The following is a 694-nucleotide window of genomic DNA, read 5'->3' as shown; positions in this document are numbered from 1 at the left end:
ATTTACAGATTGCAGCGACGATATGACCATCGTCCGTGAGGAAATCTTTGGTCCAGTCATGTCAATATTGACCTACGAGACCGAAGAGGAAGTCATCCGCCGCGCCAATGATACCGATTATGGCTTGGCAGCTGGGGTTGTGACTGCAGATCTAAATCGCGCGCATCGCGTCATCGCTCAGATCGAAGCGGGCATTTGCTGGTTGAACACATGGGGTGAGTCAGCAGCACAGATGCCAGTCGGTGGCTATAAGCACTCAGGTATCGGCCGCGAAAACGGGGTTGAGGCGCTTGAGCATTATACTCAAACCAAATCTATCCAAGTAGAGTTGGGTGCGTTTGAATCTGTCTTTTAATGATTGGTATTGAGAAAAACGAGGGCAGTTTAGGTCTTACGATATTGTGCATTTGATCTCACTGCTACCAACCGATTTATATTTTTCAATATTATGGAGCATGTTATGACATTAACCACCCCTGAGTACGATTATATTATTGTTGGTGCAGGGTCAGCAGGCAATGTGCTGGCCACGCGTTTGACCGAAGATTCCAATATCAAAGTATTACTACTAGAAGCGGGTCGTCCAGATTATCGACTGGATTTTCGTACCCAAATGCCAGCGGCGCTTGCGATGCCGCTGCAAGGCACGACCTATAACTGGGGCTACAAGACAGACCCTGAGCCATATATGAAC

General features: G+C 47.7%; 2 protein-coding genes. Both read left to right on the top strand.

The features are described from left to right. Positions 1-355, top strand: a 355-nt coding sequence (locus tag ACS8FC_RS17685) for an aldehyde dehydrogenase family protein (protein ID WP_439297752.1), incomplete at its 5' end; no start/stop codon positions are given. A gap of 105 nt (positions 356-460) precedes the next feature. After that, positions 461-694, top strand: a 234-nt coding sequence (locus ACS8FC_RS17680) for an NAD(P)-binding protein (RefSeq protein ID WP_439297751.1), incomplete at its 3' end; no start/stop codon positions are given.

The organism is Psychrobacter sp. 1Y4 (genome assembly GCF_051847555.1).
The sequence above is the reverse complement of the archived record's forward strand: the minus strand, read 5'-3'. Positions and strand labels throughout refer to the sequence as shown.